The sequence below is a fragment of the Halomonas sp. HL-93 genome (assembly GCF_900086985.1).
Taxonomy (GTDB): domain Bacteria; phylum Pseudomonadota; class Gammaproteobacteria; order Pseudomonadales; family Halomonadaceae; genus Vreelandella.
Window position 1 is genome coordinate 952,270 of the sequence record NZ_LT593974.1, and the last position, 13,700, is coordinate 965,969.

The 13,700-nt window shown below is 57.7% G+C and carries 15 protein-coding genes; 12 read left to right on the forward strand and 3 right to left on the reverse strand.

Annotated elements, in window-relative coordinates; all coding sequences use genetic code 11:
- Positions 1 to 25: 25 nt before the first annotated feature.
- On the reverse strand, positions 26 to 1,381 hold the full coding sequence (locus tag GA0071314_RS04285; protein WP_074395472.1) for an aldehyde dehydrogenase family protein: 1,356 nt from the start codon (positions 1,379 to 1,381) through the stop codon (positions 26 to 28).
- Between the two features lie 138 nt (positions 1,382 to 1,519).
- On the opposite strand from GA0071314_RS04285, the gene GA0071314_RS04290 reads away from it, so the two are divergent.
- The 12 genes from GA0071314_RS04290 (at position 1,520) to lpxL (ending at position 12,115) form a co-directional block, all read left to right on the forward strand.
- Positions 1,520 to 2,665, forward strand: coding sequence for a GNAT family N-acetyltransferase (locus tag GA0071314_RS04290; RefSeq protein WP_074395473.1), 1,146 nt, complete (start codon positions 1,520 to 1,522; stop codon positions 2,663 to 2,665).
- Positions 2,666 to 2,782: 117 nt separating this feature from the next.
- Positions 2,783 to 3,124: a cell division protein FtsB gene (ftsB, locus tag GA0071314_RS04295; RefSeq protein ID WP_074395474.1), complete on the forward strand. Its 342-nt coding sequence runs from the start codon at positions 2,783 to 2,785 to the stop codon at positions 3,122 to 3,124.
- On the forward strand, positions 3,117 to 3,824 hold the full coding sequence (gene ispD, locus GA0071314_RS04300) for a 2-C-methyl-D-erythritol 4-phosphate cytidylyltransferase (RefSeq protein WP_074395475.1): 708 nt from the start codon (positions 3,117 to 3,119) through the stop codon (positions 3,822 to 3,824). The genes ftsB and ispD overlap by 8 nt, the downstream gene beginning before the upstream one ends.
- Positions 3,824 to 4,312, forward strand: a complete 489-nt coding sequence (gene ispF, locus GA0071314_RS04305; protein WP_074395476.1) for a 2-C-methyl-D-erythritol 2,4-cyclodiphosphate synthase — start codon at positions 3,824 to 3,826, stop codon at positions 4,310 to 4,312. The genes ispD and ispF overlap by 1 nt, the downstream gene beginning before the upstream one ends.
- Positions 4,305 to 5,339: a tRNA pseudouridine(13) synthase TruD gene (gene truD / locus GA0071314_RS04310; protein ID WP_074395477.1), complete on the forward strand. Its 1,035-nt coding sequence runs from the start codon at positions 4,305 to 4,307 to the stop codon at positions 5,337 to 5,339. Before ispF ends, truD begins: the two co-directional genes overlap by 8 nt.
- A gap of 41 nt (positions 5,340 to 5,380) precedes the next feature.
- On the forward strand, positions 5,381 to 6,127 hold the full coding sequence (gene surE, locus GA0071314_RS04315; RefSeq protein WP_074395478.1) for a 5'/3'-nucleotidase SurE: 747 nt from the start codon (positions 5,381 to 5,383) through the stop codon (positions 6,125 to 6,127).
- The gene (locus GA0071314_RS04320) at positions 6,114 to 6,791 is read left to right on the forward strand and encodes a protein-L-isoaspartate(D-aspartate) O-methyltransferase (protein WP_074395479.1); all 678 of its coding nucleotides are present in this window, start codon (positions 6,114 to 6,116) and stop codon (positions 6,789 to 6,791) included. Before surE ends, GA0071314_RS04320 begins: the two co-directional genes overlap by 14 nt.
- On the forward strand, positions 6,788 to 7,759 hold the full coding sequence (locus tag GA0071314_RS04325; protein WP_074395480.1) for a DUF368 domain-containing protein: 972 nt from the start codon (positions 6,788 to 6,790) through the stop codon (positions 7,757 to 7,759). Before GA0071314_RS04320 ends, GA0071314_RS04325 begins: the two co-directional genes overlap by 4 nt.
- Positions 7,760 to 7,766: 7 nt before the next feature.
- Positions 7,767 to 8,843, forward strand: coding sequence for a peptidoglycan DD-metalloendopeptidase family protein (locus tag GA0071314_RS04330; RefSeq protein ID WP_074395481.1), 1,077 nt, complete (start codon positions 7,767 to 7,769; stop codon positions 8,841 to 8,843).
- A 150-nt stretch (positions 8,844 to 8,993) separates the two neighbouring features.
- A complete protein-coding gene (rpoS, locus tag GA0071314_RS04335; protein WP_074395482.1) occupies positions 8,994 to 9,965 on the forward strand; it encodes an RNA polymerase sigma factor RpoS in 972 nt (323 codons plus the stop codon).
- Positions 9,966 to 10,075: 110 nt separating this feature from the next.
- Entirely contained in the window at positions 10,076 to 11,176 is a 1,101-nt protein-coding gene (alr, locus tag GA0071314_RS04340) for an alanine racemase (protein ID WP_074395483.1), read from the forward strand.
- Positions 11,177 to 11,188: 12 nt separating this feature from the next.
- A complete protein-coding gene (gene lpxL, locus GA0071314_RS04345) occupies positions 11,189 to 12,115 on the forward strand; it encodes an LpxL/LpxP family Kdo(2)-lipid IV(A) lauroyl/palmitoleoyl acyltransferase (RefSeq protein ID WP_074398424.1) in 927 nt (308 codons plus the stop codon).
- A gap of 73 nt (positions 12,116 to 12,188) precedes the next feature.
- Here the strand turns inward: lpxL and speD are convergent, their stop codons facing one another.
- A complete protein-coding gene (speD, locus tag GA0071314_RS04350) occupies positions 12,189 to 12,983 on the reverse strand; it encodes an adenosylmethionine decarboxylase (RefSeq protein WP_074395484.1) in 795 nt (264 codons plus the stop codon).
- A 222-nt stretch (positions 12,984 to 13,205) separates the two neighbouring features.
- Positions 13,206 to 13,625, reverse strand: a complete 420-nt coding sequence (locus tag GA0071314_RS04355) for an OsmC family protein (protein ID WP_074395485.1) — start codon at positions 13,623 to 13,625, stop codon at positions 13,206 to 13,208.
- Between the last annotated feature and the right edge of the window lie 75 nt (positions 13,626 to 13,700).

A 13,700-nucleotide genomic window follows, 5' to 3' on the forward strand; every position in this document is an offset into this window, starting at 1 on the left:
CTATATCGGCCAAACGCAGGATTGCTTAACCCAGACGCAGCAGTTTCAACAGCCAGCGCCGATAAGGCGGGTAGAGCTGAGTGGCTGGCGAATGCGTTGGCTGATAAAACACGCCACGTAAATGGCTGAAACGGTTAAAGCCGTGCCGACCATGGTAGGCGCCGTGGCCGCTGGCGCCAACGCCGCCAAACGGTAGTCCCGGCACAGCGTGGTGCAAAAGTGTGGTGTTGAATACCAGCGCACCGGACTGGCTGGCATTCAGCCATTGCCGCTGTTGCTCGCGCTGGTGGGTAAATACATAGATCGCCAGGGGATGCGGCCGCTCGGCGACATACCCAATGGCATGGTCGCTATCTTTGACGCTGATAACCGGCAGGCTACGTCCGAAAATTTCCTCGCGCATTACCGAAAGCCCCTGGTTAGGGTCGATGATCAGCGCGGGCGCGTGGCTGCCATGATCAATAATTCGACATCCGTGGTTGCGTGCCTCGGCGAGCATCGCTTCGCTGCGTTCGTGGTGGGCATGATTTAGCGGCTGGGTGGCATCTTGCGCCGAGGGGCGCTGTTTTAAAATCGCCCGGCTCAATGCGCTCGTTAGTGCATCAATATGGCGGCTTTCCACTAACACATAGTCGGGAGCAATGCAGGTTTGTCCGGCGTTCATGCCTTTGCCGAAGATTATCGCTTCCGCGGCACGCGTAAAGTCGGCATCGCCTGCCACAAATGCTGGGCTTTTGCCGCCTAGCTCCAGCGTCGTTGGCGTTAGGTTGCTGGCAGCGGCCAGGGCGATTTTTTGGCCCACGCTGGTCGAGCCGGTAAACACTAAATGATCGAATGGCAAGGCGCTGAATGCCTGGCCCGTGGTAGCGTCCCCCTCAATCACGCAAAGCGTCCGCGGGCTAAAATATTGGGTTACCAATCGGCTAAGCAAGGCGCTGGTGTTCGGTGTCAGCTCGCTGGGTTTGAGCATCACGCGGTTGCCGGCTGCGAGGGCGTCGATAACCGGCATCAAGGCCAGGCTCCATGGATAGTTCCAGGGGGCAATAACACCCACCACGCCAAGTGGCTGGGGAGCTATGCGCGCTCGTGCAGGCAACAGACGCCAAGGCATACTGACCCGCCAGGGGCGCATCCAATGCCAGAGATGCCGTCGCGCGTATCGCACGGCATCCAGCACTGGCTGGATATCGGCCAATTGAATCTCAATGTCACTGCGCTTGCCAAAATCGGTTTGGATGGCCTGAATGATGGCGTGTCGGTGACGTTTGGTCATTAGCGCGAGCCGAGCCAACTGATCGCGACGCTCCGTCAAGGAGGGGTAAGGCGACAGGCGACAAGCGCGGCGCTGGGTCTCCAGGCAGGCGTTCAAGTGGCGGGTCATGGCGTCTCCTTGGTGGACCTGGCGTAGGGCGCGAGGCCGATCATGGCGTTAAATAACGCGCCTTTATCCTAGCAGGGTAACGGGTCAGCATAGTGTAGAGTAGCTTAATTAATGCCAACCCTATGTTTGGGAGATGCCATGCCAGCGTCGTTATCAGTGGCGGTGTTATCCGCCATGGAGGCCGTGTCGGCCCGCGAGTGGGATGCGCTGGTGGATGCCGACCAGCCGTTTTTACGTCATGCATTTTTACATGCGCTGGAGGCCAGCGGTTCGGTTTGTCCGGCAACCGGCTGGCAGCCTTGCCATTTAACGGTGTGGCAGGGCGCGCAGCTGGTAGGTGCCATGCCGCTCTATGAGAAACATCATTCCTATGGCGAGTATGTATTTGACTGGGGCTGGGCCGATGCCTTTGAGCGGGCTGGCGGCCACTATTATCCCAAAGCGCTGAGTGCGGTGCCGTTTACGCCGGTGCCTGGGTCGCGCGCGTTGATCGCGCAGGATAGCAATCCTCAGGCGGTTTATGCCGCGCTGGCTCAGGGCTGGCAAGCGCAGTGCCAGCGCCAGGCATTGTCGAGCTGGCATTTATTGTTTGCCGATACCCAGGAAGTCGAGGCGTGGCAGGCACAGTGCCCCGAACTGATTAGCCGCGAGGGTGTGCAGTTTCAGTGGCGTGATCGAGATTTCGGGGACTTCGATGGGTTTCTCACCTCGCTGACCTCCAAACGCCGCAAGATGATCAAGCGCGAGCGCCGCCTGGTCGCCGAACAGGGCCTAGAGATGGTGCGTTTGTCCGGCGAACAGATCACCCCTGCTGCACTGAAACATTTCTACCGTTGTTACGCGATCACCTATCAGGAGCGCGGTCGGCCGCCTTATCTGACACAAGAGTTCTTCAACCGCGTTTATCGTGATATGTCTGAGTCGCTGCTGCTCGTACAGGCGCACCTTGACGGGCGAGCCGTGGCGGCGGCGCTTTACTTCCAGGGCACCCAGACGCTTTATGGGCGCTACTGGGGTAGCGAGGTGATGGCCGACTGCCTGCATTTCGAAGCCTGCTACTACCAGGGCATCGAATACTGCCTTGAGCAAGGGCTTATGCTGTTTGATCCGGGAACGCAGGGCGAGCATAAGCTACTGCGTGGATTTGCACCGCAGCGTGTTCGTTCGTTGCATTACCTTGCCCATCCTGGCCTAGCTAACGCGGTGGCAACCTTTTGCCGTGATGAAGGGCGGCAGGTGGCGGCCTACCGTGACGCGGCATTCACCGCGCTACCGTATAAATGAAAGCAACTCGCTGGCGGGTCGGCTTAATGGCATAATGCGCGCCAATTTATCCGCATAACGTACCTGCATAACTTATTTAAATAACCCTGGGTAATCGTCACACAAAGGAGAGCGGTCATGCGCAGATGGCTATTATTCGCGCTGCTGCTGGTGTTGGGGGTGCTGCAATATCAGCTGTGGCTCGGCGATGGTGGCTGGCGCGACTTACAGCAGCTTGAGCAGCGCGTCGCCGTGCAAGAGGCAGAAAATGTGCCCCTTCGCGAGCGCAACGCCAGGATGGCAGCAGAAGTCACCGATCTTAAAAATGGCCTGGATGCGGTGGAAGAACGCGCGCGTAGTGATATGGGCATGGTGCGTACTGACGAGCAGTTCTTTTGGGTGCCGGGCGTTGCCATTGAGGAAGAGTTGATTGGCATTAACGCCAGTACAGTGGTTAGCCCGGAGCAGCCCGATGAGTAGCCCTTTGTGGTTGGTGGTACCTGCTGCCGGGCAAGGACGTCGTATGGCGGCGGATCGACCCAAACAATATCTCCCACTGCTGGGCCGCCCGATTCTCGCGCATACGTTAGAGCGTCTACACAGCGCGTTTCCTGAGGCCAGGTTGGTGCTTTGCCTGGACGACGATGACCGCTGGTTTGCAGAACAGTGGGTGCCGTTTGCCGATTGGCAGCGTGTCACCGGCGGCGCAGAGCGCATGGATAGCGTGCTCAATGCGCTCAATGCCATCGGCGCGGGGGATGATGATCTGGTGCTTATCCATGATGTTGCCCGCCCCTGTGTGACCCGCGACGACCTGCTAGCGCTCCATCAAGCCGTGCAAAGCCACGCGGCAGGCGCGCTGCTGGCGATGCCGGTAGCAGATACCATGAAACGCGCCAGCTCAACCGGGACCAGCCTGCGTAGCGAGCCCCGGGACGCATTGTGGCACGCGCTCACACCGCAAGGGTTTCGCTATCGTCAGCTTTGCCGAGCACTAGGCGAGGCCCGTAAGCGCAATACGCTGGTCACCGATGAAGCCTCCGCCGTGGAGGCGTTGGGCGATGCCCCGCAGTTAGTGCCCGGACGCCGGGATAACCTTAAAGTGACGCACCCTGACGACCTGGCCCTGGCGGCCGCGATTCTTACTTCACAACGCGAGACGTCCCAGAGGAGTCTTTAATGCGAATTGGTCACGGATTTGATGTCCATCGGTTCGGCCCTGGCGATCACCTGATGCTGGGTGGTGTGAAGGTGGCGTTTGATCACGGCTTTATTGCCCACTCCGACGGCGATGTGCTGCTGCACGCGGTAAGCGATGCGCTGCTGGGTGCCTGTGCGCTGGGCGATATTGGTCATCACTTTCCAGATACCGACCCAGCATGGGAAGGCGCGGATAGCCGTGACCTCTTGCGTCAGGTTATGGCGCTGGTGCGTGCCAAGGGGTATAACGTCGTCAATATTGATGCCACGGTGATGGCCCAGGCACCCAAATTGGCGCCCTTTGTGGGTGACATGCGCGAGGCAATCGCGGCAGACCTTGGTGTGGCCATGGGCCAAGTGAACGTTAAGGCAACCACCACCGAGCGGCTGGGGTTTACCGGTCGCGGAGAGGGTATTGCCGCCGAGGCGGTGGTGTTGCTTAGCCCGCTTGAGACGCCTCATGCTTGAACTACCCCGCTGGCAGCGCAGCCTGGATGCGACGTTAGGCCCGCCAAAACCGGGCCGGTTTCGCCTGGCGCCCGACGACTTCTTGGTCGACGAGGTGCTGGATTTCGCCCCGGAAGGCCACGGCGAACACCTTTGGCTAAATATTGAAAAGCGCAATCAGACGACCCTGGAGGTCGTCAAGTTGCTCAGTCAGCGCTGCGGTGTTGGGACCCGTGACGTTGGCTATTCGGGAATGAAAGACCGCGTTGCCGTCACCCGTCAATGGTTGAGCGTGCATTTGCCAGGTAAAGAGGCTCCGCCAGATTTAGTCCAGGCCCTCACCTATAGCGGTGTGAGCGTTTTGCAGTGCGTCCGCCATCCGCGCAAGTTAAAGCGCGGTGTGCATCGCTATAACCGCTTTCAGCTGCGGCTTAGCGGTGAGGCGGTGGAGGCGGATGACTTTAGCCAGCGTTGGCAGACACTGTGCCAGCAGGGCGCGCCCAACTATTTTGGTGCGCAGCGTTTCGGGCCAGCGGGTCGCAATCTGCAACGCGCGGAAGCCTTGTTAGCGCGCGGGTGGCGTAAGCGCGATGACCGACATGGCATCTTGCTATCCACCGCGCGCAGCTTTTTATTTAATGAATTGCTTAGCGATAGGGTAGATAAAAATCAATGGCAACAGCCAGTTAACGGCGATACCCTAATGCTTGAGGGCACCCAAAGCGTGTTCAATGTTGACCAGGTGGACGCCACACTATGCTCGCGTGCCGACGCGCTTGATCTGCATCCCACAGGGCCCTTATGGGGGGTGGGCAATATCAGCCAGCAGGCGGCGGGCGAGTATGAGGCCGCGTTACTCGAACGATATCCAACACTGTGCGATGGCTTGCTGCGCAGCGGCGTCAAGCGCGGGCAGCGGGCGCTGCGAATGTGTTTGAGCGAGCCGCGTCTAAACCGAGAAGCGCAGAGCGTGGTACTCTCATTCGGGCTGCCCCGCGGCAGTTTCGCCACTGCGGTGGTCAGCGAACTGATCGCGTCGCCTGATTAAAGAGGCGGGCAGGGCAGGTGTCATCAATTAAGGAGATTCCCATGCGGCGTTTGCTGCTATCCAACGACGATGGTGTTCATGCGCCTGGGCTTAAGGCGCTTTACGATGCGCTGACCAAACACGCTAATTTGCGTGTGGTTGCCCCGGATCGTGACCGTAGCGGGGCAAGCAATTCGCTAACGCTGTCGCGCCCGTTGGCGATGACCGCCTTGGACAGCGGGTTCTATAGCGTCGATGGCACTCCCGCTGACTGTGTCTACCTGGGGGTTAACGGCATCTGGGATGAAAAACCTGATTTGGTGATTTCCGGGATAAACCACGGCGGCAACCTGGGTGACGATGTGCTGTATTCAGGCACTGTCGCCGCCGCGATGGAAGGGCGTAATTTGGGGATGTCGGCAATTGCCATGTCACTGTGCGGTCAAACGCACTTTGCCACGGCCGGCCATTTGGCTGCGAGCCTCGTAGGGGCGGTTGATCAGTTGTCGCTGCCGCCGCGTACGTTGCTCAATGTCAACGTGCCCGATGTGCCTTGGAGCGAGGTGAAAGGCGTCAAAGTGACGCGGCTCGGCTATCGCGGCCCGGCGGAACAGCCGTTGGCCGTTCAAGACCCGCGTGGACGCACGCGTTACTGGATTGCCCCGGTGGCGGCCAATGCCGACGACGGTGAAGATACTGACTTTGCAGCCGTAGAGGCGGGTTTTGTGTCGATCACACCGCTACAAACGGATTTAACGCGCCATCAGGCGCTCAACGACGTTCGAGACTGGCTGGATGCATTCGCCTAAACTGTCACCGGAAGAGCTGCGCGGTACGGGAATGACCTCGCAGCGCACCCGTGACCGCATGGTTCAACGCCTGATGCGCCAAGGGATTGGTGATGCACGGGTGCTGGAGGTCATGGCCAACGAGCCGCGCCACTTGTTTGTGGATGAGGCGCTGGCCCACCGCGCGTATGAGGATACCGCGCTGCCGATCGGGTTTGGCCAGACCTTGTCTCAGCCGCTCATTGTCGCCCGGATGACCGAACTGGTCTTGCGTGCCGAGCCGAGTCGCGTATTGGAACTAGGCACTGGTTCTGGCTATCAGACACTTATTCTGGCTCGGCTGGTCGATAAGCTGTTTTCCATTGAGCGCATTGAAGCGTTGCACCGGCGTGCCGCCTTTCGGCTCAGCCGATTGGGGGCCCGGGCGTCATTGGCAGTCGCTGACGGTGGGGAAGGATGGCCCGCCGCCGCGCCGTTTGACGTTATTTTGTTGACCGCCTGTGCGCAGACGTTGCCCGAGCCGCTTCTGGAGCAACTAAGTCCAGACGGTGTATTGATTGCGCCTCTAGAGGCGTCAGACGGCAGCCAATGGCTGACCCAGATAAAACGCGTCGGCAGCGCGTTTGAAAAACGCCGCCTTGAGCCGGTACGTTTTGTTCCATTATTGCAAGGAGTGGTCGATTGAAGCGTCAACCCGTAAGATTGTTATTAACCGGCGCCGGAATGGGCGCCGCGGATGCGGTGCCGGGCGTGTCGGGCGGGACTATTGCGTTTATTAGCGGCATTTATGAAGAATTGTTATTAACCATCAAACAGTTTGGCCCAAGCGCCTTTGGCGCCTTGCGTCGAGGCGGTTTGCGTGGGCTTGGCCAGCACTTGAATTTAGCCTTTTTACTGCCGCTGCTCACCGGCATTGCGGTAAGTTTGTTAAGCGTAGCGCATTTGGCGTTATGGCTGATGGAGGTGTATCCACTGTTATTGGATGGCTTCTTTTTTGGCCTGGTCGCCGCGTCGGCCATCGTTGTAGGTGACACGGGTACACGTTTCAAGCTGCGCTACATGGTGCCCCTGGGCGCCGGGCTATTGCTGGCGCAATGGTTGCCAAGCCTGATGCCGTTGGTGTCAACGTTAGGTAACGAATCGTTGGTATTAGTGGTAGCCGGGAGTATCGCCATAAGCGCGATGCTGCTGCCGGGGGTGTCAGGCAGTTTTTTGCTGCTGACGATGGGGCTTTACAGCACGGTGATGGAAGCGATACGCAGCTTTGATATGGCCATCATTTTGCTGTTCGGTAGCGGCTGCCTGATTGGCCTTGGGCTTTTTTCACGGGTGCTTACCTGGCTGCTAAGCCGTTATCGTGGTTCAACGCTTCAGTTATTGTTAGGTTTTATTGTCGGTTCGCTCCCCGTGCTCTGGCCGTGGCGTGAACTGGTGCGTTATCAACTGGGTGGTGATGGTGAGATGATCCCGTTGGAACATCGCTACTTATTGCCTGGCGATTATGCGCAGCTAACAGGTGAATCCGCGCAATTAGTCGGTGTAATAGCGTTGATGGCGTTTGGTGCACTACTCGTTGTACTGTTGCATCGGCGTGCCCTTAGGCGCACGCCGCCCATGTCTCCCCAGACCGCCTCCGCTGCTGAAAAGGAGTAGGCTTTGCATGCGTAAGATAGTAATGATGTCCGCACTGGCGTTAGCTGTTGCCGGCTGTGCCAATCAGCAGGGCGGCGGGCCGCAGGTGCGCGATTTGAGCGATGCCCGCGAAGCGGTGGAGCGCACCCCTGAATACCAGGTAAAAGAAGGCGATACGCTTTACGGCATCGCCTGGCAGCATAACCTTGATTATCGTGAAGTTGCCGCGCTAAACAACATTGAGCCTCCTTACCGTATTCAACCTGGTCAGACGCTGGCGCTACGAGAGGGTGCCGAGTCATCACCATCGTCTTCGAGTGACACAGCGTCATCTTCGGATGGGTCTTCAGGCGGTGCAGTCGCCCGTGGGCTGGCACCCGATGCGTCATCTTCAGGTGGCGGCGATCAGGAGATGGACTGGTTGCTGCCCGATGAAACGGCCATTGAGCGAAATCAGCGCACCGCTGAGCGTGACGCCGTGGAAGCGTCGCAGGAAGTGGCCGAGGCTGCACCTGATGATAGCCGTGAAGAAGTTGCTACGGCCGAAACCGCCTCGGACGTGGAATCGGCGCCCGAAGCTGACCCAGAGCCAAGCCAAACCGAGCAGACCGAAGCGGAGCCGACACCCGAATCGGAACCCGAGCAGGAACCTGAAGAAGCCCCCGAACAGGATACGGCCGAAAGCGATGAATCGGCACCTGACCGCGACGGACGCACTTACACACCGGCCGAAACCATTGATTGGCAGTGGCCGAGTGAGGGCAAGGTCGTGGGTGAATTCGGTCAAGGCGATAGCGTTACCGCCGGGATTGATATCGCAGGAGAAAAGGGGCAACCTGTGAGAGCCGCTGGACCTGGCATTGTGGTATATGCAGGCAGTGGTGTGCGCGGTTACGGTAACCTCATTCTGCTCAAGCACAACGATGAATTTCTCAGCGCTTATGCGCACAACGACAGCCTAAATGTCAGCGAGAATGATGTTGTGGAAGCCGGCGAGGTCATTGCCTCCATGGGCGATAGTGACGCGGAAGATGCGAGGCTGCATTTCGAGGTTCGCCGCGAAGGCCAGCCTCAAGATCCCCTGGAGTTTCTGCCGTCACGCTAACCGATATCAGCTATGAACACGTGTGTTGCCAAGACCATCACGACAGGTAACGACGTTAACGCTTTATATAACAATAACGATGGGAGTCGCAGCATTGACCCCATTTGGTTTTTTTAAGGGCGGATAGGCGATATAACGGGGGTAAGACGGATGAGTATGCTGGAAAAAGATCTACAGGAAGTAGACCTGAACGCTGTGGAAGAAGCACTTGACGATGGTGATGAAGTAGCCGCCGCCGAAGATGCCTTTGAAAAAGCGTTAGGGCGCGAGGACCGTCAGCAGCATCAAAGCCTTGATGCCACGCAGATCTACCTCAATGAAATTGGCTTTTCGCCACTATTAACGCCCGAAGAGGAAGTGTACTACGGGCGTCTGGCACGCAAGGGTGACCCGTTGGGTCGCTCGCGGATGATTGAGTCCAACTTGCGGTTGGTGGTGAAAATAGCCCGCCGCTATCTGAATCGTGGGCTAACCCTGCTGGACTTAATTGAAGAAGGTAATTTAGGTCTCATCCGGGCCGTCGAGAAATTCGACCCCGAGCGCGGTTTCCGCTTCTCAACGTATGCCACTTGGTGGATCCGGCAAACCATTGAGCGGGCGCTGATGAATCAAACCCGCACCATTCGGTTGCCGATCCACGTGGTTAAAGAGCTTAATATCTATTTGCGTGCTGCCCGCGAATTGACGCAAAAGCTTGACCACGAGGCCACGGCGGAGGAAATCGCTGAGCATCTCGACAAGCCGGTGGGGACGGTCAAAAAAATGCTGGGGCTTAACGAGCGTGTCTCCTCGGTTGATTACCCCATGGGTGGCGAAAGCGACAAACCGCTAATTGATACGCTGACCGACGAGGAAGACCACGGGCCCGAGGCCTCTCTGGTTGACGGCGATGTTAAAGAGCACGTTGATCATTGGCTCGACGAGCTCAATGAGAAGCAGCGCGAAGTGGTCGTGCGGCGTTTTGGTTTGCGCGGCCACGAAGCGGCCACCCTGGAAGAAGTTGGCGCTGAAATTGGCTTAACCCGCGAGCGTGTTCGCCAAATCCAGGTCGAAGCGCTTAAAAAGCTGCGCCGGTCACTGGAGAAACAGGGCCTGTCGTTATCGTCGATTTTTGAAAGCTAGCGATCTTGTGTTTTGGCATCGCTAATTCCCCAGCACCGGGCCATGTGCCCGGTGACTTTATTTAGCAATAATGATTAACCCCGATTGGTAAGCAACAAGCGAGAAATGACATGCGCCCGCTGGTGGCTCATATTGATTTAGACGCACTGCGTCACAACTATCAGTTGGCGTGTCAATGCGCGCCTCACAGTCGCTCGGTGGCGGTCATCAAAGCCAACGCCTACGGCCATGGGGCACTTGACTGCGCGCGCGCTCTGGCGGCCGATGCACCGGCGTTTGCCGTGGCATGTTTGGAAGAGGCGCTGGCGCTGCGCGAAGGCGGTATCACCACGCCGATTATCCTGTTGGAAGGCATCTTTAGCGCCGACGAATTGGCGTTGGTAGATCGCCACCGGCTGTGGATGGCGGTGCACAGCGCCTGGCAGGTGGAAGCATTGCTAACCTTTTCGCCCCGCGAGCCGATTCCGGTCTGGGTCAAGGTAGATTCGGGCATGCACCGGCTGGGGTTTTCGCCACACGAAGTTAGCGCTATCTGGCAGCGTCTTCACGAAGCACCCCAGACAGGAACGCTGCATTTGATGAGCCACTTTGCCACCGCCGATGCCGCCGATAGCCGCTATTTCGAGCAGCAGATGGCGGTATTAAAAACACTTTCCACTACCTTGAATGCACCGCTTTGTCTGGCTAACTCGCCTGCCACGCTTGCCTGGCCGGTGGCCCACGGCGCCTGGAACCGGCCGGGCATCATGCTGTACGGCAGCAATCCGCTGGAAACCACGACCCCAACGACCGAGTCGCTTCGCCCGGTGATGACGCTGCGTTCCGAAATCATTGCCCTGCGCGATGTCGAGGCAGGCGAGCCGGTAGGCTACGGCGGTCGTTGGCGGGCACCATGTCGCTCGCGTATCGCGGTGGTGGCCGGGGGCTATGGCGATGGCTATGACCGCCACGCCCAGGACGGCACACCTGTGCTGGTGAATGGCCAGCGCTGCCCGCTGGTGGGTAAGGTGTCCATGGATATGTTCACGGTGGATGTTAGCGGCGTGGCCGATGCGGCCATTGGTAGCGAAGTCGTGTTGTGGGGGCGTGCAGGCAACGGCGCGGTGCTGTCAGTCGACGAGGTCGCCCGTAGCTGCGATACCATCAGCTATACCCTACTCACAGGGGTGTTGCCCCGCGTGCCACGCCGCTATCATGGCGCTTTTGTATAAATGGCTAACCGCATGTCGAGATCATCTGCAGATTCATCTTCTTCACGCTCGTTTGCGCATCCGCGCTTTTGGTTAACTTGGTTGGCGATAGCGGGGATGTACGTTACAGCATGGCTTCCCTGGCGGCTGAATATTGCTATCGGTTCGGGTATTGGTCGCTTGGCATGGCGATTTGCCAAACGCCGTCGACATATCACCGACGTCAATATCAAGCTTTGTTTTCCGGAAAAAAGCCCGGCGGAACAGCGGGAACTGGTTAAACAAACGTTTATCGCCAATGGCATTGGCTTGGTGGAAACCGCCGTGGCGTGGTGCCGAAGCCCTGAGGATTTTCGCCATCGGGTGGCGTGTATCGGTGAGGAGAATCTTGCCAGGGCCCAGGCACAAGGTGACGGCGTGTTGATTATCGGCGTGCATTTTTCGCCGCTGGATTTGGGCGGTGCGCTACACTCGCTGTTTTTCACGTCGGATGCGGTTTACCGCCCGCATAATAACCCGCTGTTCGACCGCTTTATGACTCGCGCCCGCCTGCGGGTGTTTGACCAGATGATTCATCGCCACGATCTTCGTAGCGTGGTCAGGCGGCTAAAAGCCGGGTATTCGGTATGGTATTCACCCGACCAGGATTTTGGCCGCGATGCCAGCGTGTTCGCGCCGTTTTTTGGCCAGCAGGCGGCAACGGTGCGGCTGACCGCTAAAATCGCCCGGATGACCGGGGCGCAAGTGGTACCGTTGATTTTCTACCGTAACCCGGATAACCGCACCTACACCTACGAGTGGCTGCCTGCGCTGGAAAACTATCCGAGCAACGATGAGGTCGCCGATGCCACGCGGGTGAATGCGTTTATCGAGCAGGCCATTCGTCAGCATCCCGAACAGTATTTATGGCTGCACCGGCGTTTTAAAACGCGGCCGGAAGGCGAGCCAGGGGTTTATTAGCCTTGGTTTTGGTTATTCAGACATAAAAAAAGGCCGGCAATTAAAGCCGGCCTTTTTGCGTTTCGTGCCTCGGTCAGTCGAGGTTGCGCGAGTAGAAAATCTCCAGCATTTCTTTGCGCAGGCGGCTTTCAATATCGCGCGCCTCCTCGAAGGTGATATCTCGCTGCGAGGTCCCGAACAGGTAGTTATCCAGCTCAAAGTTCTTGAGCAGCATCTTGGTGTGAAACATGTTTTCCTGGTACACGTTCACATCAATCATTTGATAGGCGTGCTTGGTATCTTCGGCCAGGTAGTCCTGGATCGAGGTGATATCGTGGTCGATAAACAGTTTTTTGCCGTCCACATCGCGGGTAAAACCGCGTACCCGGTAGTCCATCGTCACAATGTCAGAGTCAAAGCTGTGGATCAGATAATTCAGCGCCTTGAGCGGGCTGATATGGCCACAGGTGGACACATCAATATCCAGGCGGAAGGTGCTGATACCGTTGTCCGGATGAGATTCTGGATAACTATGTACTGTGACATGGCTTTTATCCAGATGAGCCACCACGGTTTCAGGCAGCGGCCCTGGTCCCGGCTCTGTTTGCTCGGGGTCTGTCTCATCCAGCTCATGTTCGGCAATCAGAATGGTGACGCTGGCGCCGTGGGGTTCGTAATCCTGGCGCGAAATATTCAGTACATGCGCGCCGATGATGTTGGTCACGTCTTTAAGAATCTGCGTTAAACGTTCGGCATTGTAGAGCTCATCGATGTAGTCGATATAAGCCGCACGCTGCTCTTCGGTTTTAGCGTAACAGATGTCGTAAATGTTAAAGCTTAGCGAGCTGGTCAGGTTGTTAAACCCGTGGAGTCGGAGATTATCTGACACGTCCGAGCCTCCCTATGGCAGATGAAAACACCCCGACGAGCCAACGCCGGAACCGATCATGCGTTAACAACGCATGGTGATGAGCACTCAATCCAACACCTGTTAATCGTAGGCGCTCAATAAGCGGGCGTATTATGCCCGCACTAGGCCTGTGATGCATCCGGCTGAGTAAGTTTTTTACGTGGTTTTTCCTAGCGTGAACGCTTTTCGATGATGGGTTGGTTACGCCTCGACCATCTCGAACGAATGGGTAATCTCAACGCCACCGTTGGTCAACATAATCGAGGCGCTGCAGTATTTCTCCGCTGACAGCTCCACGGCGCGTTGAACCTGCTTTTCTTTTAGTGCGCGGCCGGTGACCACAAAGTGCACATGAATGCGGGTGAAGACCGAGGGCACGCTATCGGCGCGTTCAGCGTCGAGTTCTGCCACGCAGTCGGTGACGTCGGCGCGGGCCTTGTCGAGAATGTTCAGAATATCAAACGCCGTGCAACTGCCCATGCCCATCAGCAGCATTTCCATTGGCCGTGGCCCGGTGTTGCGTCCGCCATGATCCGGCGGGCCATCAATCACCACGCTGTGCCCACTGCCTGATTCGGCGACAAACTGGCGACCATCTGTCCATTTTACCCGTGCTTTCACGTTGCTCTCCTCATCCAAGCGACTAACTCTAGGCGACTAAGGTAAGTCGCGCAGCATAACATCTCTTGCCTGGGG